At 64.4% G+C, this 25,693-nt stretch carries 25 protein-coding genes and 1 pseudogene; 11 read left to right on the top strand and 15 right to left on the bottom strand.

What is annotated here, in order from left to right; all coding sequences use genetic code 11:
* Positions 1-146 precede the first annotated feature (146 nt).
* The 3 genes from OKW45_RS30230 to OKW45_RS30220 all read right to left on the bottom strand — a co-directional run bounded on the left by OKW45_RS30230 (position 147) and on the right by OKW45_RS30220 (position 3,811).
* Positions 147-1,757, bottom strand: a complete 1,611-nt coding sequence (locus tag OKW45_RS30230; protein WP_429472758.1) for an FMN-binding glutamate synthase family protein — start codon at positions 1,755-1,757, stop codon at positions 147-149.
* 262 nt (positions 1,758-2,019) lie between these two features.
* On the bottom strand, positions 2,020-3,273 hold the full coding sequence (mnmA, locus tag OKW45_RS30225) for a tRNA 2-thiouridine(34) synthase MnmA (RefSeq protein ID WP_429472757.1): 1,254 nt from the start codon (positions 3,271-3,273) through the stop codon (positions 2,020-2,022).
* Between the two features lie 58 nt (positions 3,274-3,331).
* The gene (locus tag OKW45_RS30220) at positions 3,332-3,811 is read right to left on the bottom strand and encodes an NUDIX hydrolase (protein ID WP_018419435.1); all 480 of its coding nucleotides are present in this window, start codon (positions 3,809-3,811) and stop codon (positions 3,332-3,334) included.
* 284 nt (positions 3,812-4,095) lie between these two features.
* On the opposite strand from OKW45_RS30220, the gene OKW45_RS30215 reads away from it, so the two are divergent.
* Genes OKW45_RS30215 through OKW45_RS30205 form a run of 3 tightly spaced genes read left to right on the top strand, consistent with a single transcriptional unit; the run spans position 4,096 to position 7,030 of the window.
* Positions 4,096-5,238, top strand: a complete 1,143-nt coding sequence (locus tag OKW45_RS30215) for a Re/Si-specific NAD(P)(+) transhydrogenase subunit alpha (RefSeq protein ID WP_429472756.1) — start codon at positions 4,096-4,098, stop codon at positions 5,236-5,238.
* A gap of 13 nt (positions 5,239-5,251) precedes the next feature.
* Positions 5,252-5,578, top strand: a complete 327-nt coding sequence (locus tag OKW45_RS30210) for an NAD(P) transhydrogenase subunit alpha part 2 (protein WP_018419437.1) — start codon at positions 5,252-5,254, stop codon at positions 5,576-5,578.
* Complete coding sequence (locus tag OKW45_RS30205; RefSeq protein WP_429472755.1) at positions 5,579-7,030, top strand: NAD(P)(+) transhydrogenase (Re/Si-specific) subunit beta; 1,452 nt, start codon at positions 5,579-5,581, stop codon at positions 7,028-7,030.
* Between the two features lie 65 nt (positions 7,031-7,095).
* Here OKW45_RS30205 and OKW45_RS30200 read toward each other — a convergent pair.
* Positions 7,096-7,341, bottom strand: a pseudogene (locus tag OKW45_RS30200) (helix-turn-helix transcriptional regulator); the annotation flags it as partial.
* A 551-nt stretch (positions 7,342-7,892) separates the two neighbouring features.
* Between OKW45_RS30200 and OKW45_RS30195 the strand changes: the two are divergent.
* The 4 genes from OKW45_RS30195 to OKW45_RS30180 all read left to right on the top strand — a co-directional run bounded on the left by OKW45_RS30195 (position 7,893) and on the right by OKW45_RS30180 (position 9,820).
* On the top strand, positions 7,893-8,246 hold the full coding sequence (locus OKW45_RS30195) for a PIN-like domain-containing protein (protein ID WP_429473390.1): 354 nt from the start codon (positions 7,893-7,895) through the stop codon (positions 8,244-8,246).
* Positions 8,191-9,015, top strand: coding sequence for a PIN-like domain-containing protein (locus OKW45_RS30190; RefSeq protein WP_429472754.1), 825 nt, complete (start codon positions 8,191-8,193; stop codon positions 9,013-9,015). The genes OKW45_RS30195 and OKW45_RS30190 overlap by 56 nt, the downstream gene beginning before the upstream one ends.
* 137 nt (positions 9,016-9,152) lie before the next feature.
* The gene (locus OKW45_RS30185) at positions 9,153-9,404 is read left to right on the top strand and encodes a type II toxin-antitoxin system prevent-host-death family antitoxin (RefSeq protein ID WP_184002374.1); all 252 of its coding nucleotides are present in this window, start codon (positions 9,153-9,155) and stop codon (positions 9,402-9,404) included.
* Positions 9,401-9,820 (top strand): type II toxin-antitoxin system VapC family toxin, encoded by a 420-nt coding sequence (locus OKW45_RS30180; protein ID WP_184003177.1) that lies wholly within the window; start codon positions 9,401-9,403, stop codon positions 9,818-9,820. Before OKW45_RS30185 ends, OKW45_RS30180 begins: the two co-directional genes overlap by 4 nt.
* A 293-nt stretch (positions 9,821-10,113) precedes the next feature.
* On the opposite strand, the gene OKW45_RS30175 is transcribed toward OKW45_RS30180, so the two are convergent.
* The 7 genes from OKW45_RS30175 to OKW45_RS30145 all read right to left on the bottom strand — a co-directional run bounded on the left by OKW45_RS30175 (position 10,114) and on the right by OKW45_RS30145 (position 16,848).
* Positions 10,114-10,857, bottom strand: a complete 744-nt coding sequence (locus OKW45_RS30175) for a helix-turn-helix transcriptional regulator (protein ID WP_429472753.1) — start codon at positions 10,855-10,857, stop codon at positions 10,114-10,116.
* 38 nt (positions 10,858-10,895) lie between these two features.
* Positions 10,896-11,279 carry a VOC family protein gene (locus OKW45_RS30170; protein WP_018419440.1) on the bottom strand — a complete coding sequence of 128 codons (384 nt, stop codon included), beginning with the start codon at positions 11,277-11,279 and terminating at the stop codon, positions 10,896-10,898.
* Positions 11,280-11,507: 228 nt separating this feature from the next.
* Positions 11,508-12,794, bottom strand: a complete 1,287-nt coding sequence (locus OKW45_RS30165; protein ID WP_429472752.1) for a THUMP domain-containing class I SAM-dependent RNA methyltransferase — start codon at positions 12,792-12,794, stop codon at positions 11,508-11,510.
* A gap of 183 nt (positions 12,795-12,977) precedes the next feature.
* Positions 12,978-13,751: a PqiC family protein gene (locus OKW45_RS30160; protein WP_429472751.1), complete on the bottom strand. Its 774-nt coding sequence runs from the start codon at positions 13,749-13,751 to the stop codon at positions 12,978-12,980.
* Positions 13,748-15,409 (bottom strand): PqiB family protein, encoded by a 1,662-nt coding sequence (locus OKW45_RS30155; RefSeq protein ID WP_429472750.1) that lies wholly within the window; start codon positions 15,407-15,409, stop codon positions 13,748-13,750. The genes OKW45_RS30160 and OKW45_RS30155 overlap by 4 nt, the downstream gene beginning before the upstream one ends.
* Positions 15,402-16,052, bottom strand: a complete 651-nt coding sequence (locus OKW45_RS30150) for a paraquat-inducible protein A (protein ID WP_184002362.1) — start codon at positions 16,050-16,052, stop codon at positions 15,402-15,404. Before OKW45_RS30150 ends, OKW45_RS30155 begins: the two co-directional genes overlap by 8 nt.
* A gap of 7 nt (positions 16,053-16,059) precedes the next feature.
* Positions 16,060-16,848, bottom strand: coding sequence for a paraquat-inducible protein A (locus OKW45_RS30145; protein ID WP_429472749.1), 789 nt, complete (start codon positions 16,846-16,848; stop codon positions 16,060-16,062).
* Between the two features lie 450 nt (positions 16,849-17,298).
* On the opposite strand from OKW45_RS30145, the gene OKW45_RS30140 reads away from it, so the two are divergent.
* The 4 genes from OKW45_RS30140 to OKW45_RS30125 all read left to right on the top strand — a co-directional run bounded on the left by OKW45_RS30140 (position 17,299) and on the right by OKW45_RS30125 (position 20,687).
* Positions 17,299-17,859 carry a cytochrome b gene (locus OKW45_RS30140; RefSeq protein ID WP_018419446.1) on the top strand — a complete coding sequence of 187 codons (561 nt, stop codon included), beginning with the start codon at positions 17,299-17,301 and terminating at the stop codon, positions 17,857-17,859.
* An 8-nt stretch (positions 17,860-17,867) separates the two neighbouring features.
* Complete coding sequence (locus tag OKW45_RS30135; protein WP_018419447.1) at positions 17,868-18,431, top strand: YceI family protein; 564 nt, start codon at positions 17,868-17,870, stop codon at positions 18,429-18,431.
* Between the two features lie 111 nt (positions 18,432-18,542).
* A complete protein-coding gene (locus OKW45_RS30130; protein ID WP_026225605.1) occupies positions 18,543-19,112 on the top strand; it encodes a YceI family protein in 570 nt (189 codons plus the stop codon).
* Positions 19,113-19,409: 297 nt separating this feature from the next.
* Positions 19,410-20,687 carry an MFS transporter gene (locus tag OKW45_RS30125; RefSeq protein WP_429472748.1) on the top strand — a complete coding sequence of 426 codons (1,278 nt, stop codon included), beginning with the start codon at positions 19,410-19,412 and terminating at the stop codon, positions 20,685-20,687.
* Positions 20,688-20,784: 97 nt separating this feature from the next.
* Here OKW45_RS30125 and secF read toward each other — a convergent pair whose 3' ends face one another.
* The 4 genes from secF to tgt all read right to left on the bottom strand — a co-directional run bounded on the left by secF (position 20,785) and on the right by tgt (position 25,655).
* Positions 20,785-21,735 (bottom strand): protein translocase subunit SecF, encoded by a 951-nt coding sequence (gene secF, locus OKW45_RS30120; protein WP_018419450.1) that lies wholly within the window; start codon positions 21,733-21,735, stop codon positions 20,785-20,787.
* Positions 21,736-21,753: 18 nt separating this feature from the next.
* Positions 21,754-23,850, bottom strand: coding sequence for a protein translocase subunit SecD (secD, locus tag OKW45_RS30115; protein ID WP_429472747.1), 2,097 nt, complete (start codon positions 23,848-23,850; stop codon positions 21,754-21,756).
* 116 nt (positions 23,851-23,966) lie between these two features.
* Positions 23,967-24,296, bottom strand: a complete 330-nt coding sequence (gene yajC, locus OKW45_RS30110; protein WP_018419452.1) for a preprotein translocase subunit YajC — start codon at positions 24,294-24,296, stop codon at positions 23,967-23,969.
* Positions 24,297-24,464: 168 nt separating this feature from the next.
* Positions 24,465-25,655 carry a tRNA guanosine(34) transglycosylase Tgt gene (gene tgt, locus OKW45_RS30105; RefSeq protein WP_429472746.1) on the bottom strand — a complete coding sequence of 397 codons (1,191 nt, stop codon included), beginning with the start codon at positions 25,653-25,655 and terminating at the stop codon, positions 24,465-24,467.
* Between the last annotated feature and the right edge of the window lie 38 nt (positions 25,656-25,693).

Raw genomic sequence — 25,693 nt, 5'->3', positions numbered from 1 at the left:
GCCTAAGCGCGCGACGGGGCCGTGGAGCGAAGTGCTAAACCCGAGATTTTAGCGGAAAGGAAGGGGGGCGGCCCGTTTTGCGGGGTCGGACGGGCCGCGATGCGATTTTTGGGCGACAGGCGACGCGGCAAGGGCCGCGCGCACGTTCAGCTCGCCGCCAGCTCCGCCTTCGGCGAGAACGAATCGCTTTGCGCGATCGGCCAGTACGTCTCGAACAGCGTATAGCGATAGTTGCCGTTGAGTAGATCGTTAGGTTCGAGATATTTGAGCAGATCCGACATCAGCCGCACCTCATGCGAGGACACGCGCCGCACGATGTGATGCGCGCGCAGCTCCGCCGGATGCCGGAGCCCGGCCGCCTGGATGATTTCCTGCAACGCGTGCAGCGTGTTGTGGTGGAAGTTGAACACGCGATCGGCCTTGTCCGGCACCACCAGCGCGCGCTGGCGCACCGGATCCTGGGTCGCGACGCCGGTCGGACAGCGGCCGGTATGGCAGGTCTGCGCCTGGATGCAGCCGACCGCGAACATGAAGCCGCGCGCCGCGTTGACCCAGTCCGCGCCGATCGCGAGCGTCTTCGCGATATCGAATGCGGTGATCATCTTGCCGCTCGCGCCGATGCGGATGCGTTGCCGCAGACCGATGCCGACCAGCGTGTTGTGCACGAGCAGCAGCCCCTCCTGCAACGGCACGCCGACGTGATCGGTGAATTCGAGCGGTGCCGCGCCCGTGCCGCCTTCCGCGCCGTCCACGACGATGAAGTCCGGCAGAATGCCCGTTTCCAGCATCGCCTTGGCGATACCGAAGAATTCCCACGGATGCCCGATGCACAGTTTGAAGCCGGTCGGCTTGCCGCCCGACAGCGTGCGCAGCCGCTCCACGAATTCGAGCAGCTCGCGCGGCGTCGAGAACTCGGAGTGCGTCGCCGGCGAGATGCAGTCGCGGCCCATCGGCACGCCGCGCGTCTCGGCGATTTCGGGCGTGATCTTCGCGGCCGGCAGCACGCCGCCGTGACCGGGCTTCGCGCCTTGCGACAGCTTCACCTCGATCATCTTCACCTGCGGTTCGGCGGCCTGCTTCGCGAACTTCCCGGCGTTGAAGGTGCCGTCGTCGTTACGGCATCCAAAATAGCCGGACGCGATTTCCCAGATGATGTCGCCGCCATGTTCGCGATGATATTTCGACATCGAACCTTCGCCGGTGTCGTGCGCGAAGTTGCCTTTCTTCGCGCCGAGGTTCAGCGCCATGATCGCATTGGCCGATAGCGAGCCGAAGCTCATCGCCGACACGTTGAAGATCGACATCGAATACGGCCGCGCGCGATCGGGGCCGACGACGATGCGAAAGTCGTGACCGTCGAGCGTGGTCGGCGCGAGCGAGTGGCTGATCCATTCGTGCGCGACCGCCTTCACGTCGATCCGCGTGCCGTACGGGCGGCTGTCGACATCGTTCTTCGCGCGCTGATAGACGATGCTGCGTTGCGCGCGCGAGAACGGCTTTTCGTCTGTATCGTCTTCGACGAAATACTGACGGATTTCGGGGCGGATGAATTCAAAAATGAAACGCAGGTGGCCCCACAGCGGGTAATTGCGCAGGATTGCATGGCGCTGTTGGCTCAGGTCGAACACGCCGAGCGCGACGAGCGCGGCCGGCACGAGGATCCAGAACCACGACAGGCGATGCGTCGCGGCGAGCGCGGCACATGCCGCGGTGAGCGCGATTGCGCACCACATGGCCAGATAGCGTCGAGAAAACATGAGGACTCCAGTGCAGTGAAGATCATTGCGGCGGGATCGTCCGCACGGGGGCGCGGGCGCTACCGGTCGCGAAGGAAAACTGGCGGTTGCGGGTCAAGGTGCGGCGCGGACCGGCGAAGCCCGAAGATAAGGCCTGCGAATGGAAGCCAAGCGTTGCACGCGAAGGTGAAGCGTGTGTGAATGCGCAAGGCGGGGGAAACTTAGTGAACGGCGCGAACCTGCCGGAGTGGTACGACCCGCCGCGCCCGCCGTTATGCATCGCTCAACGCGCGCCGAGCAGAGCCGCTTTTTGCCGCGGGGTTGGCGGCTCGTCCTGCGCGTGGCCTTGCGGCTGCTTTGGCTTGTGCGCCTGCTTGCGACGCTGCGCGCGGGTTTGCTTCGGCGCCTGATCCTGCGGCAGTTCGGCCGGTTGCCCGGTCATCGCGCGTTCGATGATGCCGCCGCCGAGGCACACGTCGCCGTCGTACAGCACCGCCGATTGGCCCGGCGTGACGGCCCATTGCGCGGCGTCGAAGGTAAGTTCGAAGAGGCCTTCGCCCGAACCGCCTCCCGCCGAGGCGTTGAACGTGCACGCCGCGTCGGCCTGTCGGTAGCGCGTCTTCGCGCCGCACGCGAAGCCGTCGGCCGGCGGCTCGCCCGCGACCCAGCTCGTGTTGCCCGCCGAAAGCGTATGGCACAGCAGCCACGGATGGTCGTGTCCCTGCGCGACGTACAGCGTATTCGTCGGAATATCCTTGCCGGCGGCGAACCAGGGCTCGCCGCTGCCGTCCTTGCTGCCGCCGAGACCGATGCCCTTGCGCTGGCCGAACGTGTAGAACGCGAGGCCGATGTGCTCGCCGACGATCTTGCCGTCGGTGGTCTTCATCGGGCCGGGCCTGGTCGGCAGATAGCGGTTCAGGAAGTCGCGGAACGGCCGCTCGCCGATGAAGCAGATGCCGGTCGAATCCTTTTTCTTCGCGTTCGGCAGGCCGATCTGCGCGGCGATCTCGCGAACCTTCGTCTTGGGAATCTCGCCGAGCGGGAACAGTGTTTTCGACAACTGCGCCTGGTTCAGCCGATGCAGGAAGTAAGACTGGTCCTTGGTATGGTCGAGCGCCTTCAGCAGCTCGAAGCGGCCATCGTTCTCGCGCACGCGCGCGTAGTGGCCGGTCGCGATCGTTTCCGCGCCGAGCGACATCGCGTGATCGAGGAAGGCCTTGAACTTGATCTCGGCGTTGCACAGCACGTCCGGATTCGGCGTGCGGCCGGCCGAATATTCGCGCAGGAATTCGGCGAACACGCGGTCCTTGTACTCGGCCGCGAAGTTGACCGCCTCGACGTCGATGCCGATCAGGTCCGCCACCGACACCACGTCGATCCAGTCCTGGCGCGTCGAGCAGTATTCGCTGTCGTCGTCGTCTTCCCAGTTCTTCATGAACAGGCCGACCACGTCGTAGCCCTGTTCCTTCAGCAGCCACGCGGTGACCGACGAATCGACGCCGCCCGACATGCCTACTACGACTTTACGCTTGTTCATAAGGTACTCACTGGGTGCTGCATGACTGCACGGATCTATGGGGCCGCTCGTGACGGCCTTATTGCTTCGGCCCAACCGAATGCGTATGGACGAAGTCGAGCGGGAAACGCCGGCCGGCCAGGTAATCGTCGATACACTGCATCACGAGCGGCGTGCGATGCCGCTCGGGGCACGCGCGCAACTCATCGGGGCTCATCCACAGCGCGCGGACGATGTCGGGATCGAGCGAACTCGCCGGGTCCGGCTCGCCGCCCGCGCCGCAATAGGTGAAGCGCAGGTACGTGGTGCCCGCGCGGTCCGGCCGCTCGAAGTGGGTCATGTACATGCCGACGAGCGCCTGGGGCACGAACGGATGCGCGGTTTCCTCGAACGTTTCGCGGACCACCGCTTCCAGCAGCGTTTCGCCCGCCTCGAGGTGGCCGGCGGGCTGGTTCAGGCGCAGGCCGGCGGGAGTGTGTTCCTCGACTAGCAGGAAGCGCCCGTCACGCTCGACGATCGCCGCGACGGTCACGTGCGGCAGCCAGGTTTCCGGTTTCATGGGTGCGCATTTTACCGGTTATGCGCGCCGGCTGCCGGGCGGCGGGCGGGCGCTGGGCCAAGCTACGGCCGGTGACCGCTGGCAGCCGGTTCGCAGCGCGTTCGAGGAGGGATCGCGACCGATCCGTACCAGTTTGGCGGTCTGCCGCGCATTCGCATCGACCCCGATATTTGTGATGTGGCGGTTTCCGGTTAAAGTGGGGCCTGCGTTAGCCGTTGCATGTGCAAGCCGGCGAGCCTCGTCGGCAGGTCTGTCGTCAAACAGGAAGTCGAGGAGGAACAACGATGCACATCGGAGTGCCAGCCGAGACGCGCGCGCATGAAACCCGCGTTGCCGCGACGCCCGAGACGGTCAAGAAATACGTGGCGCAAGGCCACCGGGTCACGCTCCAGAGCGGCGCCGGCGCCGGCGCGAGCTTTCCCGACGACGCCTATACGGCCGTGGGCGCGGAAATCGTCGATGCCGCCACTGCATTCGGCGCAGATCTCGTCCTCAAAGTCCAATCCCCCACCGATTCCGAACTGCCGCTGCTCAAGCGCGGCGCGACGCTCGTCGGCATGCTCGATCCGTTCAACGCCGACAACGCGGGCAAGCTCGCCGCGGCCGGCGTCACCGCGTTCGCGCTCGAAGCCGCGCCGCGCACCACGCGCGCGCAAAGCCTCGACGTGCTGTCGTCGCAGGCGAACATCGCCGGCTACAAGGCGGTGCTGCTCGCGGCGACGCTATATCCACGCTTCATGCCGATGCTGATGACCGCGGCCGGCACCGTGAAGGCCGCGCGCGTGCTGATTCTCGGCGCGGGTGTGGCTGGCCTGCAGGCGATCGCCACCGCGAAGCGCCTCGGCGCCGTGCTGGAGGCGTCCGACGTGCGCCCGGCGGTCAAGGAGCAGATCGAGTCGCTCGGCGCGAAGTTCCTCGACGTGCCCTACGAGACCGACGAGGAGCGCGAGGCCGCGCAAGGCGTGGGCGGCTATGCACGGCCGATGCCGCCGTCGTGGCTCGCGCGCCAGTCGGCGCTCGTGCACGAGCGCGCGAAGCAGGCCGACGTGGTGATCTCGACCGCATTGATTCCAGGCCGCCCCGCGCCGACGCTGCTGTCGGTCGAAACCGTGCAGGCGATGAAACCGGGCTCGGTGCTCGTCGACCTCGCGGCCGGCCGCGGCGCGGAAGTCGACGGCCGGCGCGGCGGCAATTGTCCGCTGACCGAGGAGGACCAGGTGGTGGTGCGCTATGGCGTGCAGATCGTCGGCTATACGAATCTCGCCGCGATGGTGCCCGCCGACGCGTCGTCGCTGTACGCGCGCAACGTGCTGGACTTCCTGAAGCTGATTATCGCCAAGGAAGGCACGCTGAACATCGATCTCGCGGACGACATCGTCGCGGCCACGCTGCTGGCTCGCGACGGCCAGGTCACGCGCAACGCATAGGGGGAAGCCGAAGATGGAAGTCATCAATCACACGGTGATCAACCTGATCATCTTCGTGCTGGCGATCTACGTCGGCTATCACGTGGTCTGGAACGTCACACCCGCGTTGCATACGCCGCTGATGGCGGTGACCAATGCGATCTCGGCGATCGTGATCGTCGGCGCGATGCTCGCGGCCGGTCTCACCGTCGGCAGCGCCGGAAAGTTCTTCGGCACGATCGCGGTGGCGCTCGCGGCCGTCAACGTGTTCGGCGGATTTCTCGTCACACGGCGAATGCTGGAGATGTTCAAGAAGAAGGAACCCAGGAAACTACCGGCTGGCGGCAAGGAGGGTACGTAAATGAACCTGAACGTCGTCACGCTGCTGTATCTGGTCGCGTCGGTCTGCTTCATCCAGGCGCTCAAGGGTCTGTCGAATCCGAAGACCGCGCGCGTCGGCAATACCTTCGGCATGGTCGGCATGGCGATCGCGATTCTGACGACCATCGCGCTGATCTCGCGGCAGGCCGAAGCACTTGGCTCCAATCTCGGTCTCGGTCTCGGCCTGCTGCTGTTCGGGCTCGTGATCGGCGGCGCGATCGGCGCGTTCGTCGCCGCGCGCGTCGAGATGACCAGGATGCCTGAACTGGTCGCGGCGATGCACTCGCTGATCGGTCTCGCGGCCGTGTGCATCGCGTATGGGGTGGTGTCGGAGCCGGCCGCGTTCGGCCTCGTCGATCCCGACGTGCCGATCGAGGGCTTCCTGCCGTACGGCAACCGCATCGAACTGTTCATCGGCACTTTCGTCGGCGCGATTACTTTTAGCGGCTCGGTGATCGCGTTCGGCAAGCTGTCGGGCAAGTACAAGTTCCGGCTGTTTCAGGGTGCACCGGTCGTCTACGGCGGCCAGCATCTGATCAACCTGATGCTCGCGCTCGCGATGCTCGGCTTCGGCGTCCTCTTCTTCCTCACGCAGTCGTGGCTGCCGTTCATCATCATGACGATCATCGCCTTCGTGCTCGGCGTACTGATCATCATTCCGATCGGCGGTGCGGACATGCCAGTCGTCGTGTCGATGCTGAACTCGTACTCGGGCTGGGCGGCGGCGGGCATCGGCTTTTCGCTGAACAATCCGATGCTGATCATCGCCGGGTCGCTGGTGGGGTCGTCGGGTGCGATCCTGTCGTACATCATGTGCCGCGCGATGAACCGCTCGTTCTTCAACGTGATCCTCGGCGGTTTCGGCAACGAGCCGGGCGCGGCCGCGGGCGGCTCAGCGGAGCAGCGTCCGGTGAAATCGGGTTCGGCCGATGACGCGTCGTTCATGATGGGCAACGCGGAAACGGTCGTGATCGTGCCGGGCTACGGGCTGGCCGTCGCGCGCGCGCAGCACGCGTTGAAGGAGCTGACCGACAAGCTGGTCGAGAAGGGCATCGAGGTGAAGTACGCCATTCACCCGGTGGCCGGCCGCATGCCGGGTCACATGAACGTGCTGCTCGCCGAGGCCGAAGTGCCGTACGACATGGTGTACGAGATGGAGGACATCAACGGCGAGTTCGGCCAGGTCGACGTGGTGCTGGTGCTCGGCGCGAACGACGTGGTGAATCCGGCCGCGAAGAACGATCCGAAGTCGCCGATCGCGGGCATGCCGATCATCGAGGCGTACAAGGCGCGCACCGTGATCGTCAACAAGCGCTCGATGGCGGCGGGCTACGCCGGGCTCGACAACGACCTGTTCTACATGGACAAGACGATGATGGTGTTCGGCGACGCGAAGAAGGTGATCGAGGATATGGTGAAGGCGGTCGACTAGATCGCTAGCGGTGAACATGCGTCAGGATCGCGGTGGGTCACCGCGATCCTTTGCCGCGATCGTTTTCATCTGTTCGGCTTCGCGTTCAGATGCCGCAGAAGATCCGCGAGCCGCCTGCCTTCCTGATCCGGATACGTCTCGAGCACTTCGAGATCGCGCATCTTCTCCAGTCCGAAGTTGCGGAAATCAGCACGCAGCTCGCACCATGCGCCGAGCGTCCAGCGCGCGCCCCAGTACGCGAGCGCGAGCGGCCAGACGCGGCGCTCGGTGTCGGCTACGTTCGCGTCGGTGTACGCGTGGCGAATTCTCTGCAGCCTGAAGGGCAGCGGATCAGCTTGCGCGAAGCGTTCAACGGCCAGTCAGGAAATTTGGGGGCACTCCGCGAGTGCCCCGACATCGGAGAAGGAGGGGCGAAGCTTGATTTTTCGCGTACGCGAAAAATGAGATGGCGATCGCTGATGCGGTTTCCTGAAGTGATTTTCGCGTACCCGAAGATATGGGAGGTCGGGCCGAAAACGCGCTGCTCGCGTTTTCGGCAAACAGGGAACCAAGTTTGCCAGCCCAAGCGGTATCAAATGACGGTCTTGACATGAGAGGTGCATCGGCCCTTTTACGCCGCGAACTGCTGAGCGAGCAGGTCCGTTGCGTGGGGTCGTCCGGGTAAGATACTGGCAATGATTGAGGCGCAGCCGTCTCGCCAGCCGACGCGAGAGAGCAACTATGAAAAAAGAGTTTCCGGGTCACTTCAAACCCACAGAAGATGACGCCAAGAAAATTTGGGAAACCGGTCTCGTAGTATTCGACACCAACGCATTGCTCAACGTCTACCGGTACACCGAGTCAACGCGTGTAGCGCTGCTTTCTGCAAATTCAGGCCGTCGGCGATCGCGTGCGCGTGCCTTATCAGGTAGCAGAGGAGTTTTTTCGGAACCGGGTCACCGTCATTGGCGAACAGCGGAGAGCCTATCGGGAGGTGCTGAACGCAGCGCAAAGCGCCAAAGAAACCATCGAGAAAGCTATTTCGAAACACGATCGAAAAAATGGACTATTGAACGCCGACCATCTGAGAGCGCGACTCGCTGTATCGTTTCAGCCGTTCATCGATGAAGTGGCTGAACTTCAAAAGACGCACCCCGACCTGCTGGCTAACGAAGATTTTCGTGTTGGACGAGTTGGCGCGACTGCTCGAAGGAAAAATTCTGCCTTCCCCGTCTGAGGAAGATCTGGCGAAGTATCGCAAGTGGGCGCTGGAACGGATCAAGGCTGGTATCCCGCCTGGTACGGAAGACACGAAAAAGCCCGATGGTGGCGTTGGCGATGCCCTCATCTGGAAGGAAGTGATAAACCTAGCCAAGACAGAGAAATCCCCCATCGTCTTTGTGAGCGACGACCAGAAGGAGGATTGGGTCCTTGAAGTCGAAGGAAAGAAAATCTGCGCATTGCCGGCACTGCGGCAAGAACTGATAACGGAGACCGGACAGGACTTCCAGATTTATGCGGTGCCGCGCTTTTTGTCATATGTTAAGAAAACGGAGAGCCCGGAGCTTAGCGAGGAGTCCATCGAAGAAGCTGCAACGGTTCGCGATCAGCGTGTCGCCACTGTCGAAGCCCGCGACCTGGCCGAATTCCTCGAAGCGGTCCCGATCCAGGAAGATTATTCAGCTGGGGCACATCGCATCTGGCGCAGCCTAAAGAACATGAATCCCTCGATCGCGGCGACCAAGTATGAAATGGCTCGAGTAAAGGCCAACCTCGTGGCTGTAACCAAAGAAATTACCCGCGTGGAAAATGCTATGACGCTGGGCCCTGAATTTTCGACGGCCAAAGAAGCCAGTGACGCGACGCTTTCGGAGGCCGACGACCCTCCAGCGCTTTTCAGGTTTTATTCGGAGCAGACGACCAAATTGGATGGGCTGCGCCGCCTTCGACACCAACTGGAGAACCAGTTAGCCGAGATACTCGCTCGCCGGAAAGAGAGCGAGTAGCGAGCGAGGACGCTGCCCGCCTCGTTTTCGCGGATTTTCTCGGACGCGAAAAATTTCTCTTTCGGAACTCACAACATAGTGACTTGCCTACGCTCCTGATATGTAGTAACGTTACTACATTAAGTGGCGGAGTGAATATGACGATTACGACCTTATCCAGCAGGGAACTCAATCAAGACGTGACCCGGGCGAAAAAGGCTACCAAAGACGGCCCTGTATTCATCACCGATCGCGGCAGGCCCGCTCATGTTTTGCTGAGCATCGAGGAATACTGGCTTCTCGCCCGACAGCGTCGCAACATCGTGGACGCCTTGGCCATGCCCGAGGTTGCTGACATTGAATTCGATCCGCCGCGCGTGGATATATCTATCCGGCCGGCTGAACTCTGATGTTTGTTATCGATACGAATGTCGTTTCAGAACTCCGTAAGGGGCGCAGGGCGGATGCCAACCTCGTCGCCTGGGCAAAGAGCGTCGATGCTTCGGCGCTCTTTGTCTCTGCAATCACGATCATGGAGCTGGCAACGGGCGTTTTGCTGAAGGAGCGCAGCGACCCGAGCCAAGGCGCGTTGCTGCGCGCATGGCTCGATGAGCACGTCTTAACTGAATTTGCGGATCGCGTGCTGCCTGTCGATACGGGCGTTGCCTTACGCTGCGCACGCTTGCATGTACCGGATCGGCGCTCGGAGCGTGATGCGCTTATCGCCGCTACGGCGATCGTTCATGGTATGACCGTGGTGACGCGAAATGTCGCTGATTTCGTAGCAACGGGCGTCTCCCTTGTGAACCCTTGGCAGGCCGCGTGATTTTTCGCGGACGCGAAAAATTTCGCGTCGGGTCAATGCCGGTAACTGGACTTACCGGAATGCGTTTTACCTGCGATAACCGCCTGAATCGCCAGGCACCCCGGCCGTAAGCCTGATGCGGCGGGCTTTCATAGGGAGCTTGACCCAATGACCATCAACGCATCTACATGGACAAGACGATGATGGTGTTCGGCGACGCGAAGAAGGTGATCGAGGATATGGTGAAGTCGGTCGAGTAGCTCGTTAGCGGTAAACAGTCCCTGAGATCGCGGTGCGTCGCGCCGCGATCCTTTTCATATTTTCGGCCTAGCGTTTACGTGCCGCAGCAGATCCGCGAGCCGCCTGCCTTCCTGATCCGGATACGTCTCGAGCACTTCGAGATCGCGCATCTTCTCCAGTCCGAAGTTGCGGAAATCAGCACGCAGCTCGCACCATGCGCCGAGCGTCCAGCGCGCGCCCCAGTACGCGAGCGCGAGCGGCCAGACGCGGCGCTCGGTGTCGGCGCCGTTCGCGTCGGTGTACGCGAAGCGCACCACCTGGCGCGCATCGATCGCGCGATGCAGCGTGTCGAGCTGCGTCGAAAAATCACCCTTGATGTGAAACGACGGCGCGAAGATCGCGAGCCGTTCGAGTGTCGCGCGCTTGTCGGCGGGCATCGCCGATGCGATTTTGGCCAGCGCGCCCCGCGCGCCGCTCGCGAAGCCCGCGCCACCCCATGATTCGAGCATGCGCGCGCCGGCGGCGAGCGCGGCGAGTTCGTCGGCGGTGAAGGTGAGCGGCGGCAGACTCGCCGAGCGCGACAGCCGATAACCGATACCCGCTTCGCCTTCGATCGGCACCCCTGACAATTGCAGATCGCGCACGTCGCGATAGACCGTGCGCGGCGAGATGTTCAGCCAGTCGGCCAGTTGCTGAGCGGTGGTCAGGCGCCGGCCGCGCAGCAGTTCGGCGATCTGGAACAGGCGGTCGGCGCGGCGCGTCATCGTGGGCGTCGGGTAGAGGAGGAGGGGGACGGTCCCGCGATGATAGCGCCGCATGGCGGCCTTCGGTTGGGGCGCGGCGGCTTCAGGCGCGCTTAGCCGTTGGTGCGCGAATGCAGGCCGACGCGGTTGCCTTCGGTATCGGTGAAGAACGCGATATAGCCGATGTCCTGCGGCAGCTTGATCACCGGGCCGTCAGTCTTGCCGCCCGCCCGTTCGATGCGCGCAAGCGCCGCGTCGACGGTGGGCAGCGCGTTCAGGTAGACGGTGACGCCGTCGGCGCCGGGTGTCATCGACGGACTATGGACGACCGCGCCGCCGCTCGCGGGCTCCTCGTAGCTGAACACGGCGATCGGCTGGCCGCCGATCTCCTGTCGATTCAACGGGGCGTCGAGCGCGGCTTCGTAAAAGCGCACCGCGCGATCGAAATCGACGGACGGGATTTCGAACCAGGCAACGACTTTGGGCAATGCGGACATGACACTCTCCTTCGGTTGGCAGTAGGCCGTTCAAGCGCCGGATGGCGTGAGAAGGAGTGTGCGGGGGTGCTGCTGACAGCGTGGTGGCAGTAGGGTGCGAAGACGCGCCCGCTTCACCCCACCAGCAACTGAAACACGCCGACCACATCGCTCATGCGCGTGGCCTGCTTTTCGAGCGACGCGATGACGACAGGGCGACGACAGCGCGCCGCCCCGCTAGAAACAGCCTCAAGCCGCCGGCGTATCGCCCTGCGGACGCTGCCGCACGCTGCCCGCGATCAGATCGAAGCGGAACAGCCGGCATTCGAGCGCGCCGTTGAAGAGCGGCGTCTTCGTCGATTCTCGCAGCCGCAGTTGCCCCGGAAGCTTGCGATCCGACGTCAGGATGAACGCATGCCATCCGGCAAAGCGCTGCTTCAACGCATTGCCGAGCAACTGGAAAAACTCGCTGTCCGGCGCTTCTTCCTGAATGCGGCGGAAGCCGTCGTCGTCGCGATTGCCGCGGCCTTCGCGAAGCTCGCCGCGCGCATTGCGGCCGCGCACTTCGATCCGCTCGCCATACGGCGGATTCGCGACGAGGATGCCCGGCGCCGAGCTAGGCGGCGTCATGTCGCGCGCATCGAGCTGCTTGAGCGAAATGGGCGGCAAGCCGGCGCGCTCGAAGTTCGCGCGCGCTTTTTCGAGCATGTCGCCGGAGATGTCGCTGCCGAAAATCTGCAGATCCGCGCCGCGCGAGCCGCGCGCCGCGTCTTTCGCTTCGAGCGCGGCGCCCTTCAGCGCTTGCCAGCTCCGCGCGTCGAACTGCTTGAGCTTCTCGAAGCCGAAGCGCCGTTCGACGCCCGGCGCGATGTTCAACGCGACCTGCGCCGCTTCCGCGAGGAACGTGCCGCTGCCGCACATCGGATCGTAGAGCGGCGTGTCGGCCTGCCAGCCAGTCAGACGCAGAATCCCAGCCGCGAGGTTTTCGCGCAGCGGCGCCGCGCCCTTGTCGAGACGCCAGCCGCGCTTGAACAGCGGATCGCCGGAAGTGTCGAGGTACAGCGTGCAGTCGGTCGCGGTCAGGAACGCGAACACGCGCACGTCGGGCATCGCGGTGTCGATGCTCGGCCGCGCGCCGCTTTTTTCGCGCAGACGATCGCAGATCGCGTCCTTCACGCGCAGCGTCGTGAACTCGAGACTGCGCAGCGGCGACTTGATCGCGGTAACGTCGACGCGCAGCGTATCGTGCGCGGAGAACCACTGTTCCCAGCGCTGCTCGAGCGCGAGCGCGTAGATGTCCTGCTCGCTGCGATAGGGCCGCTGCGCGATTTTCAGCAGCACGCGGCTCGCGAGACGCGAGTGCAGATTGGCTGCCATGCCGGCGGCCCAGCCGCCGCGAAAATGCACGCCGCCCGGTACCTGGGCGCCGTCCGTGAAGGCGGCGCCGTTCAGATGTTTGGCGGCAATTTCGGCGAGTTCGGCCGCGAGCGGAACTTCGAGCCCGCGCGGGCAAGGAAGGAAGAAATCGAAGGACATTGAGGTTGCCGCAAGGCGTTGGATAAGGCGCTATTGTACGCGGTCGAGATCGGCGGGCCGGCGCGATTGGCGCGCCGGGCTGTCGTCGTCTGTCGTCGCGTCATCTCGCCTCGCGTCCCGCTTTGGCCGGCGACGCCCGCCGGCATCCGGACACCGTTGAGCTCGCCGCGCCAGCCGGGACTGTCAGGCGCCGGCTCCCGCGGCCGTTCCCGCCGAAGGACAGGGCGGCACGGCCGGCGCCGCGGCCGGTCTGGCCGGAGACGAAGGCCGGCCCGTCGTGTTCGTGGAAGCGACGGCCGTTGCCGCCATCGCGCGCACGCCCATCGCGATCTGTGTCGACACTTCCGCGAGCGCGCGCCGATGTCCATCGACGAGCGCGTCGTACCCGCCGCCAACCGTCTCGCTGACCACGCTGCGACACGTCATCACCGCATTGCTGCGCACGGCTCGCACGCTCCACACCGCATCGATCAACGCATGCGAGCCGGGCCACGACTCGAAGCGCTGCACGTTCATGGCGATCCGGTAGACGGCCGCGTCGTCGGGGTGCGCGGTGCCGAACGTATCGATGGTGCCGAGCTGCTGCGTCAGATTCGTCGACAACGCGCGGCGGATTTCATCGCCGGGCAGCGACGCCCAACGCTCCTGTTCGAGCAACTGCACCTGAGTCGGCCCCGTCTGCACGACCAGCTGATTTCTCGCCACCTGCGGCGGCACGTTGACCGGCGCGACTTCGATCAGCCAGGCAGGCGCGGCGCTCGTGCGCGCAACGGCCGGCGCCGCGCCATTCGCAGCGGTGCTTGCGCTATCCGCGCCACCCAGCGTATAGAAACGGCTCGACGGCGACGAGCACGCCGCGATGGCGAGAGCCGCAGCCAGCGCGGTGCCATACGCGACGCCGCGTACGGCACCGCGCACGAGCGCGCGCGGCGGACGGGGGAGCCGGGCAGACATCATGGTTTATCTCCTGATTTACCGCGCAACAGCGATTCGGGATGACGCTCGAGGTAGTCCGACAGCGCGTTCAGCGACTGCAACGTGCGCGTCAGTTCCTGCAACGCCTGATGAACGTCGGACTGCATCGGCGAATCCTGCTGCAAGGTCGCCTGGGCCGAACTGAAGGTCTGCTTCGCGGCCGTCAGCGTGTCGCGCGCCTGCGGCACGACTTCCTTGTCGAGACGCGAGAACAGCTGGTCGGCGTTCTTCAGCGCGGTGTTCAGATTCGCGCCGATCTGGTCGAACGGCACCTTGTCGAGCTTCTTCGCGATGTCGGCGACCTGCAGTTGCAGTTCGTCGAGCGTGTTCGGAATGGTCGGCAGCTCGAGCGGATCGGTCGTCACGTCGACCTTGGCCGGCGGCGCTTTCGGGAAGATATCGAGCGCCACGTACAGCTGGCTCGTGATCAGGTTGCCGGTGCGCAACTGGCCGCGCAGGCCGTGCCTGACGAGTTCCTGCAGCAGGTTCTCGCCGGCGAGCGTGCCCGGCTGCGGCGAGCTCTCGCGGAAGCGCTTGCCGAGGCGGTCCGGGTACAGGTTCATCGTGACCGGCATCGTGAAGCTCTGCGTCTTCGGATCGTAGTCGATGCCGATATTGGTCACCTGGCCGAGCACGATGCCGCGGAAATCGACCGGCGCGCCGATCGACAGCCCGCGCAGCGACTGGTTGAAGTTCATCACGACGCGCAAGGGCACGCCGTCCGGTTCGCGCATGGCGTCCGCTTCGTCCGAGCCGAGGCGGAAGGTCTGGTTGTTCGGCGCCTGCGGGCCCATGTTCTGGCCGGGCGGCGACTGGAAAGACAGACCGCCGACGATCACCGTGGCGAGCGACTGCGTGTTCAGCTTGAAGCCGCTCGAATCGAGCCGCAGATCGACGCCGCTCGCATGCCACCAGCGCGTGTTGGTGCCGACGTACTGGTCGAACGGCGCCGACACGAACACCTGCATCGTCACGCCGGTGCCGCTCTTGTCGAGCGAAAAGCCGACCACCTGGCCGACCTGTACGCGCCGATAGAAGATCGGCGAGCCGATGTCGATCGAACCGAGCGAATCGCCGTGCAGCGTGTACTGATGGCCTTTCTGGTCGCCGGTGATGGGCGGGGGCGTTTCGAGGCCGACGAAGTTGCTCTCGCTATCGGACGAACGGCCCGCGTCGGCGCCGATGTACGAGCCGGACAGCAGCGTCGTCAGACCCGAAACGCCGCTCGCGCCGATGCGCGGACGCACCACCCAGAAGCGTGAGTCCTTGACCGCGAACTTTCCGCCTTCCTTGGTGAGCTGCACCTGCACGAGCACGTGCGACAGATCCGGCGACAGCGTGATTGTCTTCACCGCACCGACATCGACGTCCTTGTACTTGACCTTGGTCTTGCCCGGCTCGAGCCCTTCCGCGCTGATGAAGCTGATCGTGATCACGGGGCCGCGCTCGGTAACCGACCTGATCACGAGCGCGATGCCGATCAGCGCGGCGATCAGCGGAATCACCCAGACGAGCGACGGCAGCCAGCGGCTGCGTGGTTCGATGTCGGGGTCGGGCAGTTGGGGCGGCAGTCTGGGTCCGTTCGAATCGTTGCGCGGCGCGTCATCGGAAGCGGGCGTCGGTCCTTGCGGGCTAGTCATGGTCGAGATCCTGAGGTGTTGGGGTACTGCTTTCCACGGGGTCCCAGATGAGTCGTGGATCGAATTGCATGGAGGCCAGCATCGTCAGGATCACGACCGAGCCGAACGCGATCGCGCCCGGCCCGGCAGTGATCTCGGCCAGCGATTTGAAACGCACGAGCGCCACGGTGAGCGTGACGACGAACACGTCGAGCATCGACCAGCGGCCGATCCGCTCGACCATCCGGTACAGCGTCGTGCGCTGTTGCGGACGCCAGCGCGAGCGGCGCTGCGCGGTGACGGTGAGCAGCACGAGCACCGAGAGCTTCAGCATCGGCACCAGGATGCTGGCGATGAACACGATCATCGCGAGCGGCCAGTCGCCGGAGGTCCAGAAATAGACGACGCCGCTCATGATGGTGTCGTCCTCGGAGCCGAGCAGCGACGACGTGTGCATCACCGGCAGCAGGTTCGCCGGAATATACAGCAGCGCCGCGGCGATCAGCAGTGCCCATGTGCGCATCAGGCTGTCGGGGTTGCGCGAGTGCAGATGCGCGCCGCAGCGGCCGCAGTGCTGCGGCGTGACCGAGCGGATGCGCGGTTCGACGCGCCCGCACGAATGGCAGGACAGCAGGCCCGCGCGTTTCGCGGTGACGTATTTCATCGCGGGCTCATCCTTCGCGCGGCGTGGGCGGCAAGCCTGGCTGGGTGCCCTCCGCCGTGCTGTTGGTTGGGCCACCAGCGTTGCCGCTGGTCGAGCCCGCGAGCGCGGACGGCGCCGGCGGACCGGCGAGCGAGCCGACCGCGACCGCCGCGCTGTCGGCCGACGTGCGCGGCAACGGCCGATCGCCGCTCGCGTCGATCTCGTCGGCGACATCCCACAGCACGCGCGGATCGAATGTGACGACGACCGCGAACATCAGCGTCAGCGCGCCGAACGCGAACAGCGCCGCCTCGGGAATCACGCGCGCGAGGCTCACCATCTTCACGATCGTGATCAGCACGCCGAGCATGAACACTTCGATCATGCCCCACGGCCGCACGAACTGGATCGCGCGCAGCACGCGATTGAAGTGCGCGGGCACGTAGCCGGCGCGTAGCGGCACCAGCACGTACAGCAGCGCGACGAGTTCGGTGAACGGAAAGAGGATCGTCGAGCAGAACACCATCACGGCGACGATCTCCATGTCCTCGCCCCACAGCGCGACGAGCGCGCCGAACAGCGTAGTCTGTGACGTGATGCCGTTGGTTTCGAGTTCGACGATCGGAAAGCCCTGCGCGATCACGAACGTGATCAGCGCGGCGAGTGTCAGTGCACAGATCGCGTCGAGCTTGCGCGAGACGCCGCGGTAGAGCGACGCGCCGCAGCGCGGACAACGCGCGGCGACGCGCCCGACAAGCCGTGGCTTGCGGAACAGCGTATCGCATTCATGGCACGCGATCAGGTTGTCATGTTCCATGCGGCAGATGGGCTAACGAGGTAATGGCGGCGTGCAAGGCTTGCTCATTACGAGGGGTCGGGCGGCGGTGAGCAGCAATAGTACCAAACGCGGCCTCGCGACCGAGGCGAGCCGCGCGCGGCGCGGGGCGTGGCGCCGTCCCCGCCGCGCGCTGGTCCGGGCCTGAAATTGCGTCGCTTCGGGGCTTTCCGTCCCCGAATCGTTCAACGCAAGGGCGGTGGCGCGACGCCTTGGGGCCATTGCGCCGCAAAATTCGGGCCGGTTCCGCCGACGCGCTCCAGCCAGCTTCTCGCGCTTGGGGTAGCATGGCGCCCGTGGCATGCCCGGCGGCCTTGCGCGGCGATGATATCCGCCGCATCGGCCGCGCGCGCAGCGCCGATGCGCGGCGGTGATCGCGGAATAGCTGGCCGCGGCGCGCCGTTAACTTCTAACAGCCTGCGTTGAACTGTCATGACACTCAATCCATCGTTCGGTACCCGGGAGTCGTACACGCGGACCGCCATCGCTTTTCACTGGCTGATCGCTCTGCTGATCGTCTGCGGCTTTGCGCTCGGCTGGGTGATGACCGACATCCCGGGCTTCACGCCCACTAAGCTGCGCTATTTCTCGTGGCACAAATGGATCGGCGTGACCGTGTTCGCGCTCGCGATCGTGCGCGTGCTGTGGCGCGCGACCCACGCCGCGCCGCCGATGCCGCGCCGCATGCCCACCTGGCAGCGTGGCGCCGCGCATGTCACACATCTGTTGCTGTACGTGCTGATGATCGTGATTCCCGTGTCCGGCTATCTGTATAGCTCGGCGGCGAACGTGCCGGTCGTCTACCTCGGGCTGATTCCGCTGCCGCGAATCATCGCGCCCGATCCGCACCTGAAGGAAGTGCTGAAGAACGTGCACATCGCGTTGAATTACACGTTGCTCGTGCTGGTCGCGCTACACACCGCGGCGGCGCTCAAGCATCAATGGCTCGATCGCGACGGCCTGCTGTCGCGCATGCTCCCTTTCCTCAAATAAGGACAACCATGAAGGTTTCGTTTTATCGCTACATGCTGGCCGCGTTCGCGGCGGCGTCGCTGAGCGCCGCGGGCGCGGCGCTCGCGCAGGTCGACGTCGCGAAGAGTTCGGTGACGGCCACCTCGAAGCAGATGAACGTGCCGGTCGAAGGCAAGTTCAACAAGTTCACGGCGCAGGTCAGCTTCGATCCGGCCAAACCGACGGCCGGCAGCGCGCAGCTCAACATCGATGTCGCCAGCTACGATCTCGGCGACGAGAGCTACAACGAGCAGGTGCGCGGCAAGGAATGGTTCGACGCGAAGACCTTTCCGAGCGCGACGTTCGTGTCGAGCGCGATCGCGCCGGCCGGCGGCAACCAGTTCAAGGTGACCGGTAAGCTGACCATCAAGGGCAAGTCGGAGACGGTCGTGGTGCCGGTCACGGTCGGCCAGCAGGGCGCGATGCAGACTTTCGACGGCGCGCTGCCGATCAAGCGCTCGCAATTCGACATCGGCACCGGCGAATGGAAGGACACATCGGTCGTCGCCGACGAGGTGGTGATCAAGTTTCATATCGTCGCCGCGCGCACGTAACGCGCACGGCGATCGCGAGGTCCGCCGGGCCACGTGGGGCGCGGCCGCTTTCCCATCGCAGGTTGCACCGCGATTTTCAACGCAAAACAGGAGCACGAATTGAAAACGTCCATGTTGATCGCTGTTGGCGCGCTGGCTTCGTCGCTGTCGCTCGGCGCCTTCGCCGCCGATACCTATCTGCTTGATCCGATGCATACGTTTCCGAGCTTCGAGGCCGACCACTTTGGCGGTCTGTCGATCTGGCGCGGCAAATTCACGAAGACCACGGGAACGGTGACGCTCGATCGCGCGGCCAAAACCGGCACCATCGACGTCACCGTCGATCCCGCTTCGGTGCAGACCGGTAACCCGAAGCTCGACGATCACCTGAGGGCCGCCGAGTTCTTCGACGTCGAGAAGTATCCGACCGTGACCTACAAGGGCACTGAGATCAAGTTCGACGGCGACAAGCCCGTCGAGGTGATCGGCGCGCTGACGATTCGCGGCATCACGAAGCCGGTGAATCTGAAGATCGATTCGTTCAAGTGCATGCAGCACCCGGTCCTCAAGCGCGAAGTATGCGGCGTCGAGGCGAGCACCGAATTCAATCGCGCCGATTACGGCATGGAGTTCGGCGCGAAGTACGGCTTCAGCATGCAGACGCGCCTGCATATCCAGTCGGAAGGTATCAAGCAGCAGTAGGCGCGCCGGCAGCTTCGCGGCCGGCGCCGCGCGCGGGCCGCTGTTGCGATTCGATCCGCGCTGCGCCGCAATACGAAAACCGCTTCGGTCGTTCACCGACGAAGCGGTTTTTTGTCGCCCGTAGCGAACGCCTCGGCCATGGTGGCGCGCATCGGCCATTTGTCGCTCGCAACACTTTTATTTTTTCAGTTAAATAGAGCGCAAACAGTCATGCCGGTGCTGCGCGTTGCCGGGATGGCCTGGGCGGACGTTATGCGTTCGTGTCGATAAATATTTCGCGCAGTACAGGAGATCTGGATGAATGCAACGACAGCAGCAAGCGTCGCGGGAAGCCGGCAAAATTCGTGGCGCGCGGTGGTGGCCGCCTCGATCGGCAACGCGCTCGAATGGTTCGACCTCGTGGTGTACGGCTTTTTCGCCGTGACCATCTCCAAGCTGTTTTTTCCGGCCGGCAACGAGACCGTATCGCTGCTGCTCACGCTCGGCACGTTCGGCGTGTCATTCTTCATGCGGCCGCTCGGCGCGATCGTGATCGGCGCGTACTCGGACCGCGCCGGGCGCAAGGCGGCGCTCACGCTTTCCATCCTGCTGATGATGAGCGGCACGCTGATCATCGCGATTTTGCCGACCTACCAGAGCATCGGTCTCGCCGCGCCGCTGATCCTCGTGCTCGCGCGGCTGATCCAAGGCTTCTCGGCCGGCGGCGAATTCGGCAGCGCGACTGCGTTTCTCGCCGAGCACGTGCCGGGCCGGCGCGGCTTCTACGCGAGCTGGCAGATGGCGAGCCAAGGCCTGACGACGCTGCTCGCGGCCGGTTTCGGCGCGTTGCTGACCGGCCAGCTGTCGCCGGAACAGATGGCATCGTGGGGCTGGCGGGTGCCGTTCTTCTTCGGTCTGCTGATCGGGCCCGTTGCGTTATACATCCGCACCAGGCTCGACGAGACGCCCGAATTCCTCGCCGCCGAAACGACGCAGACGCCGCTGCGCGATACGTTCGCGACGCAGAAGCTGCGGCTCGTGATCGCGATGGGCGTGGTGATCCTCGGGACCGTGTCCGCGTATCTGATGCTGTTCATGCCGACCTATGGCGTGCGGCAACTGGGGCTCGCGCCGTCGGTCGCGTTCTCGGCGATCGCGGTGACGGGTCTGATCCAGATGGTGTTCTCGCCGGTGGCCGGGCATTGGTCGGACCTGCATGGACGCACACGCATCATGCTGGGGGCGGCCGTGCTGCTGTTCGTGCTCGTCTATCCGGCGTTCGCGCTCCTGATCGCGCATCCGAGCTTCGGCACGCTGATCGTGTGGCAGATCGTGTTCGGTTTTCTCGTCAGCGGCTACTTTGGCGCGACGCCGGGACTGCTGTCGGAGATATTCCCGGTGCAGACGCGCACGACCGGCATGTCGCTCGCGTATAACATCGCGGTGACGATCTTCGGCGGCTTCGGGCCGTTCATCATCGCGTGGCTGATCAGCGCGACCGGTTCGAAGGCAGCGCCGAGCTACTACGTGATGTTTGCCGCGCTGCTGAGCATCGCGGCGCTGATCGGCGCGCGGCGCAAGCTGGGGTTCCGCTAGGAATGACGCGGTAACGACCGCGTACGTAAACGCAAAAGGCCGGTTCGACAGAACCGGCCTTTTTTTGTTCGCGCAATCCTCAGCGGTTACGCGCGCGTCAAACCTGCGCGCCCGCGTTCGGATCGTCCGGATCGACGCGTTCCTTCTTGTCCTTGATCAGGTCTTCGCGCTTGACGCCGAACCACATGGCAAGAGCCGCGGCGACGAACACCGACGAGTAGATACCGAACAGAATACCGACCGTCAGCGCGAGCGCGAAGTAGTGCAGCGTCGGGCCGCCGAACAGGAACATCGACAGCACCATCATCTGTGTACAGCCGTGCGTGATGACGGTTCGCGACATCGTGCTGGTGATTGCGTGGTTGATCACTTCGATCACGGTCATCTTGCGTTCGCGGCGGAAGGTTTCGCGAATCCGGTCGAAGATAACGACCGACTCGTTGACCGAATAGCCGAGCACCGCGAGCACCGCGGCCAGCACCGAGAGCGAGAACTCCCACTGGAAGAACGCGAAGAAGCCGAGAATGATGACGACGTCGTGCAGGTTGGCGATCACGCCGGCGACCGCGTACTTCCATTCGAAGCGGAACGACAGGTAGATCACGATGCCTGCCACCACGCAGGCGAGCGCGAGCAGACCGTCGGTGGCGAGCTCCTTGCCGACCTGCGGACCGACGAACTCGACGCGCTGCAACTGCACTTCCGGCGTGTCGGCTTTCAGCGCGCCCATCACCTGCTCGCTCTGCTGCGCGGACGTGTAGCCCGTCTTCAGCGGCAGACGGATCAGCACGTCGCGCGAGGAGCCGAAGTTCTGCACCTGCGCGTCGGCATAGCCGAGCTTGCCGAGCGTGTTACGCACCGGGTCGAGCGGCACCGCGCCCGGATACTGCACCTCGATTACGGTGCCGCCGGTGAATTCCACCGACAGATGCAGCCCGCGATGCACGAGGAAAAACACGGCGGCGAGGAAGGTGATCAGCGAGATCGCGTTGAAGATCAACGCGCGCTGCATGAACGGAATGTCTTTACGGAAACGGAAAAATTCCATGGTCTTGTTCTCCGGGACTCAGCGGGATGAACCCGGTTTCTGCGGCGTCGAGTTATTCGACGTCGGTGTGCCCGGCGCATTGCGGCGGCGCACGGACGGCTTCGCGCGACCCTGCGAGCCGGCCGCGGCCGGTGCCTTCGAGCTTGCCTTCGAGCTTGCCTTCGCCGTGGCGATGGCCTGCGCGGTGTCGGTCGCGGCGTCGCTGCTGCCGAGGCTGTTGCCGCCGGCGTACGCAGCCGATCCGGCGGCCGCCGCTTGCGGACGCCACACCTGGCCGATGGACAGCGACTTCAGCTTCTTCTTGCCGCCGTACCAGAAGTTGACCAGGCCGCGCGAGAAGAACACCGCCGAGAACATCGACGTCAGTATGCCGATACAGTGGACGATCGCGAAGCCGCGCACCGGACCGGAGCCGAAAGCGAGCAGCGCGAGGCCGGCGATCAGCGTGGTCACGTTCGAGTCGAGAATCGTCGCCCATGCATGCGCGTAGCCGTTCTGGATGGCCAGTTGCGGCGGCGCGCCGTGGCGCAGTTCCTCGCGCACGCGCTCGTTGATCAGCACGTTCGAGTCGATCGCCATACCGAGCGCGAGCGCGATAGCGGCGATACCCGGCAGCGTGAGCGTGGCCTGCAGCATCGACAGCACCGCGACCAGCAGCAACAGGTTCACGGACAGGCCGATCGTCGAGATCACGCCGAACAGCATGTAGTACGCGATCATGAACACGGCGATCGCCGCGAAGCCCCACACGACCGAGTGGAAGCCCTTCTTGATGTTGTCGGCGCCGAGGCTCGGGCCGATCGTGCGTTCCTCGATGATTTCCATCGGCGCGGCGAGCGAACCGGCGCGCAGCAGCAGCGCGAGGTCGGCGGCCGCTTGCGGGGTCGGCTGGCCGGTGATCTGGAAGCGGTCGCCCAGTTCCGACTGAATGGTCGCGACTGTCAGCACTTCGCCCTTGCCGCGTTCGAACAGCACCATCGCCATCGGTTTGCCGATGTTGTCGCGCGACACTGCGCGCACCGCGCGGCCGCCTGCCGAATCGAGACGGATGTTGACCGACGGACGCTGATGCTCGTCGAAGCCCGCCGATGCGTCGATGATGCGGTCGCCGGTGAAGATCACCTGCTTGCGCAGCAGCACCGGCGTCTGGTTGCCTTGAGTGAAGAGTTCATCGCCCGGCGGCACCGGGTCGTTCGGGTTCGGATGCGTGTTGACCGGATCGGCGAGGCGCGCTTCGAGCGTCGCCGTGCGGCCGATGATGTCCTTCGCCTTCGCGGTGTCCTGCACGCCCGGCAGCTCGACCACGATGCGGTCCGTGCCCTGTTGCTGGATCACCGGCTCGGCCACGCCGAGTTCGTTCACGCGGTTATGCAGCGTCGTGATGTTCTGCTTGAGCGCGGCGTCCTGCACCGCGCGCTGCACGGCCGGCGTGAAGGTGCCGACGAGCTGCACGCCGCCGTCCGCGCCGGTGTTCGGCTGAGACGCCCACTGCAATTCGCTGACGCTGCGGCCGAGCAGCTTGAGCGCCGCGTCCGCCGTGGCCTGATCGGCCAGATTCACTACCACCGACTGGTTCACGCGATTCACGCCGCCGTCGCGCACGTTGTTGTCGCGCAGCAGCGTGCGCACGTCCGAGGCGTCCGAATCGAGCTTCTTGTTCAGCGCGCCGGCCATGTCGACCTGCAGCAGGAAGTGCACACCGCCGCGCAGGTCGAGACCGAGGTACATCGGCAGCGCGTGCAGCGCGGTCATCCAGGTCGGCGACGCGCTTTGCAGGTTCAGTGCGACGACGTACTGCGGATCGTTCGGGTCGCTATTGAGCGACTTCTGCAGCAGGTCTTTCACGCGCAACTGCGTGTCCGTGTCCGTCAGGCGCACCCGGATGTTCGCGTTGTTCTGCGAGTTGTCGAACGTGATTGCGGTCGGCTTGATCTGATTGCCCGCGAGCGCGGCTTCGACCGACGCTAGCGTGGTGGCGTCGAGCCTGACCGTGGCCTTGCCGCTCGACACCTGCACCGCCGGCGCTTCGCCGTACAGATTGGGCAGCGTGTACACGAGGCCGATGACCAGAGCCACCAGCATCACGGCGTATTTCCAGAGGGGGTAGCGATTCATGAGTGGTCCAACGGGAAGGTTGGCTTGGATGCAATGCGTCCGGCGATGAGCGCGGGCCGTTCAGCGAAGTGCCTGAACCGCCGGCGAGGCCGCACCGGACGCGGGGAGTGCAGGCCTTACAGCGACTTGATCGTGCCCTTCGGGAGAATTGTCGTGACCGACGCCTTTTGCACGGTGATTTCCGTGCCTTCCGAGATTTCGATGCCGACGTAGGCTTCGCCCACCTTCGTCACCTTGCCGACGATGCCGCCGTTCGTCACGACTTCGTCGCCCCTGGCCATCGCTGCGAGCATATTGCGATGTTCCTTCTGACGCTTCATTTGCGGGCGAATCATGATGAAGTACAGCACGCCGAACATCAGGATCAGCGGCAGGAAGCTCATCAGGTTCGATTCGATACCACCTGCTGCTGCGCCTTGCGCGAAGGCATTGGAAATGAACGACACGTTGGTCTCTCCGTTATCAGTCAAACGATCAAAAAAATCAGCCGGTTATTCTACCACCGGCCACACGCGCGCCGGCGCGGCGAATCGGCTTTGGGATCAACCGTTTAAAGGTCCGATTCGGGGCAAATTCAGCCCCGGGGCGAAAGTAAATTGTAAGCTATCGCGCCGTCAGGACGACGGTTCGACGCCGCGCGCGCGATCTTCGTGGAAGCGCTTGCGGAACGCGTCGAACAGTTTCGCCTCGATCGCATCGCGCATTTCCTGCATCAGTTCCAAGTAGTAATGCAGGTTGTGGATCGTGTTCAACTGCGCGCCGAGAATTTCGCCGACGCGATGCAGGTGGTGCAGATAGCCGCGCGTGAAGTTGCGGCAGGTGTAGCAGCCGCATTGATCGTCGAGCGGGCGCAGCGAGTTTTTGTGCGTCGCGTTGCGGATCTTGATGTCGCCGAAACGCGTGAAGAGCCAGCCGTTGCGCGCGTTGCGCGTGGGCATCACGCAGTCGAACATGTCGACGCCGGCCGCGACGCCGGCCACCAGGTCTTCCGGCGTGCCGACGCCCATCAGGTAGTGCGGCTTGTCGGCCGGCAGCTTCGGGCCGATGTGGTTCAGGATCCGCATCATGTCTTCCTTCGGCTCGCCGACTGACAGACCGCCGATCGCGAGGCCGTGGAAGTTCTTCTCCGCGAGGCCGGCGAGCGACTCGTCGCGCAGATCCTCGAACATGCCGCCCTGCACGATGCCGAACAGTGCATTCGGATTGCCGAGGCACTGGAATTCGTCGATCGAGCGTTGCGCCCAGCGCATCGACATGCGCATCGATTCGGCGGCTTCCTTGTGCGAGGTCGGGATGTTGTTGGTCGCGTACGGCGTGCATTCGTCGAACTGCATCACGATATCCGAGTTCAGCACCTTCTGGATCTGCATCGACACTTCCGGCGACAGGAACAGCCGGTCGCCGTTGATCGGCGATGCGAATGTGACGCCGTCCTCGGTGATCTTGCGCAGATCGCCGAGTGAGAACACCTGAAAGCCGCCCGAGTCGGTCAGGATCGGCTTCTTCCAGCCCATGAAGCCGTGCAGGCCGCCGTGCGCCTCGATGGTTTCGAGGCCGGGTCGCAGCCAAAGGTGAAACGTGTTGCCGAGGATGATCTGCGCGTGCATTTCGTCGAGCTCGCGCGGCTGCACCGCCTTCACGGTGCCATAGGTGCCGACCGGCATGAAGATCGGCGTCTCCACCACGCCGTGATTGAGCGTGACGCGGCCGCGGCGCGCCTGACCGTCGGTGCCGAGCAGTTCGAATTTGAGGCCGTTCTCGGGGCGCTCGTGGGCAGGTTGTTGCGAGGGATGACCGAGGGTCATGGGGATCACTCCGGTGCTACCGGAAAACAGTCCGGCGC

This window comes from Paraburkholderia lebeckiae (genome assembly GCF_050436225.1).
Classification (GTDB): Bacteria; Pseudomonadota; Gammaproteobacteria; order Burkholderiales; family Burkholderiaceae; genus Paraburkholderia; species Paraburkholderia tuberum.
This window is presented reverse-complemented; position numbering and strand designations above follow the sequence as displayed.

What these genes read in the sequence shown, in the direction of transcription:
- OKW45_RS30140 (WP_018419446.1), top strand. Translation starts at nt 17,299, where the DNA reads ATGACACTCAATCCATCGTTCGGTACCCGGGAGTCGTACACGCGGACC.
- OKW45_RS30150 (WP_184002362.1), bottom strand. Translation starts at nt 16,052, where the DNA reads ATGAAATACGTCACCGCGAAACGCGCGGGCCTGCTGTCCTGCCATTCG.
- OKW45_RS30205 (WP_429472755.1), top strand. Translation starts at nt 5,579, where the DNA reads ATGAACCTGAACGTCGTCACGCTGCTGTATCTGGTCGCGTCGGTCTGC.
- OKW45_RS30125 (WP_429472748.1), top strand. Translation starts at nt 19,410, where the DNA reads ATGAATGCAACGACAGCAGCAAGCGTCGCGGGAAGCCGGCAAAATTCG.
- OKW45_RS30165 (WP_429472752.1), bottom strand. Translation starts at nt 12,794, where the DNA reads ATGTCCTTCGATTTCTTCCTTCCTTGCCCGCGCGGGCTCGAAGTTCCG.
- secF (WP_018419450.1), bottom strand. Translation starts at nt 21,735, where the DNA reads ATGGAATTTTTCCGTTTCCGTAAAGACATTCCGTTCATGCAGCGCGCG.
- OKW45_RS30230 (WP_429472758.1), bottom strand. Translation starts at nt 1,757, where the DNA reads ATGTTTTCTCGACGCTATCTGGCCATGTGGTGCGCAATCGCGCTCACC.
- OKW45_RS30210 (WP_018419437.1), top strand. Translation starts at nt 5,252, where the DNA reads ATGGAAGTCATCAATCACACGGTGATCAACCTGATCATCTTCGTGCTG.
- OKW45_RS30130 (WP_026225605.1), top strand. Translation starts at nt 18,543, where the DNA reads ATGTTGATCGCTGTTGGCGCGCTGGCTTCGTCGCTGTCGCTCGGCGCC.
- OKW45_RS30175 (WP_429472753.1), bottom strand. Translation starts at nt 10,857, where the DNA reads ATGCGGCGCTATCATCGCGGGACCGTCCCCCTCCTCCTCTACCCGACG.
- OKW45_RS30160 (WP_429472751.1), bottom strand. Translation starts at nt 13,751, where the DNA reads ATGATGTCTGCCCGGCTCCCCCGTCCGCCGCGCGCGCTCGTGCGCGGT.
- mnmA (WP_429472757.1), bottom strand. Translation starts at nt 3,273, where the DNA reads ATGAACAAGCGTAAAGTCGTAGTAGGCATGTCGGGCGGCGTCGATTCG.
- OKW45_RS30170 (WP_018419440.1), bottom strand. Translation starts at nt 11,279, where the DNA reads ATGTCCGCATTGCCCAAAGTCGTTGCCTGGTTCGAAATCCCGTCCGTC.
- OKW45_RS30215 (WP_429472756.1), top strand. Translation starts at nt 4,096, where the DNA reads ATGCACATCGGAGTGCCAGCCGAGACGCGCGCGCATGAAACCCGCGTT.
- OKW45_RS30145 (WP_429472749.1), bottom strand. Translation starts at nt 16,848, where the DNA reads ATGGAACATGACAACCTGATCGCGTGCCATGAATGCGATACGCTGTTC.
- OKW45_RS30220 (WP_018419435.1), bottom strand. Translation starts at nt 3,811, where the DNA reads ATGAAACCGGAAACCTGGCTGCCGCACGTGACCGTCGCGGCGATCGTC.
- OKW45_RS30135 (WP_018419447.1), top strand. Translation starts at nt 17,868, where the DNA reads ATGAAGGTTTCGTTTTATCGCTACATGCTGGCCGCGTTCGCGGCGGCG.
- OKW45_RS30185 (WP_184002374.1), top strand. Translation starts at nt 9,153, where the DNA reads ATGACGATTACGACCTTATCCAGCAGGGAACTCAATCAAGACGTGACC.
- secD (WP_429472747.1), bottom strand. Translation starts at nt 23,850, where the DNA reads ATGAATCGCTACCCCCTCTGGAAATACGCCGTGATGCTGGTGGCTCTG.
- OKW45_RS30155 (WP_429472750.1), bottom strand. Translation starts at nt 15,409, where the DNA reads ATGACTAGCCCGCAAGGACCGACGCCCGCTTCCGATGACGCGCCGCGC.
- tgt (WP_429472746.1), bottom strand. Translation starts at nt 25,655, where the DNA reads ATGACCCTCGGTCATCCCTCGCAACAACCTGCCCACGAGCGCCCCGAG.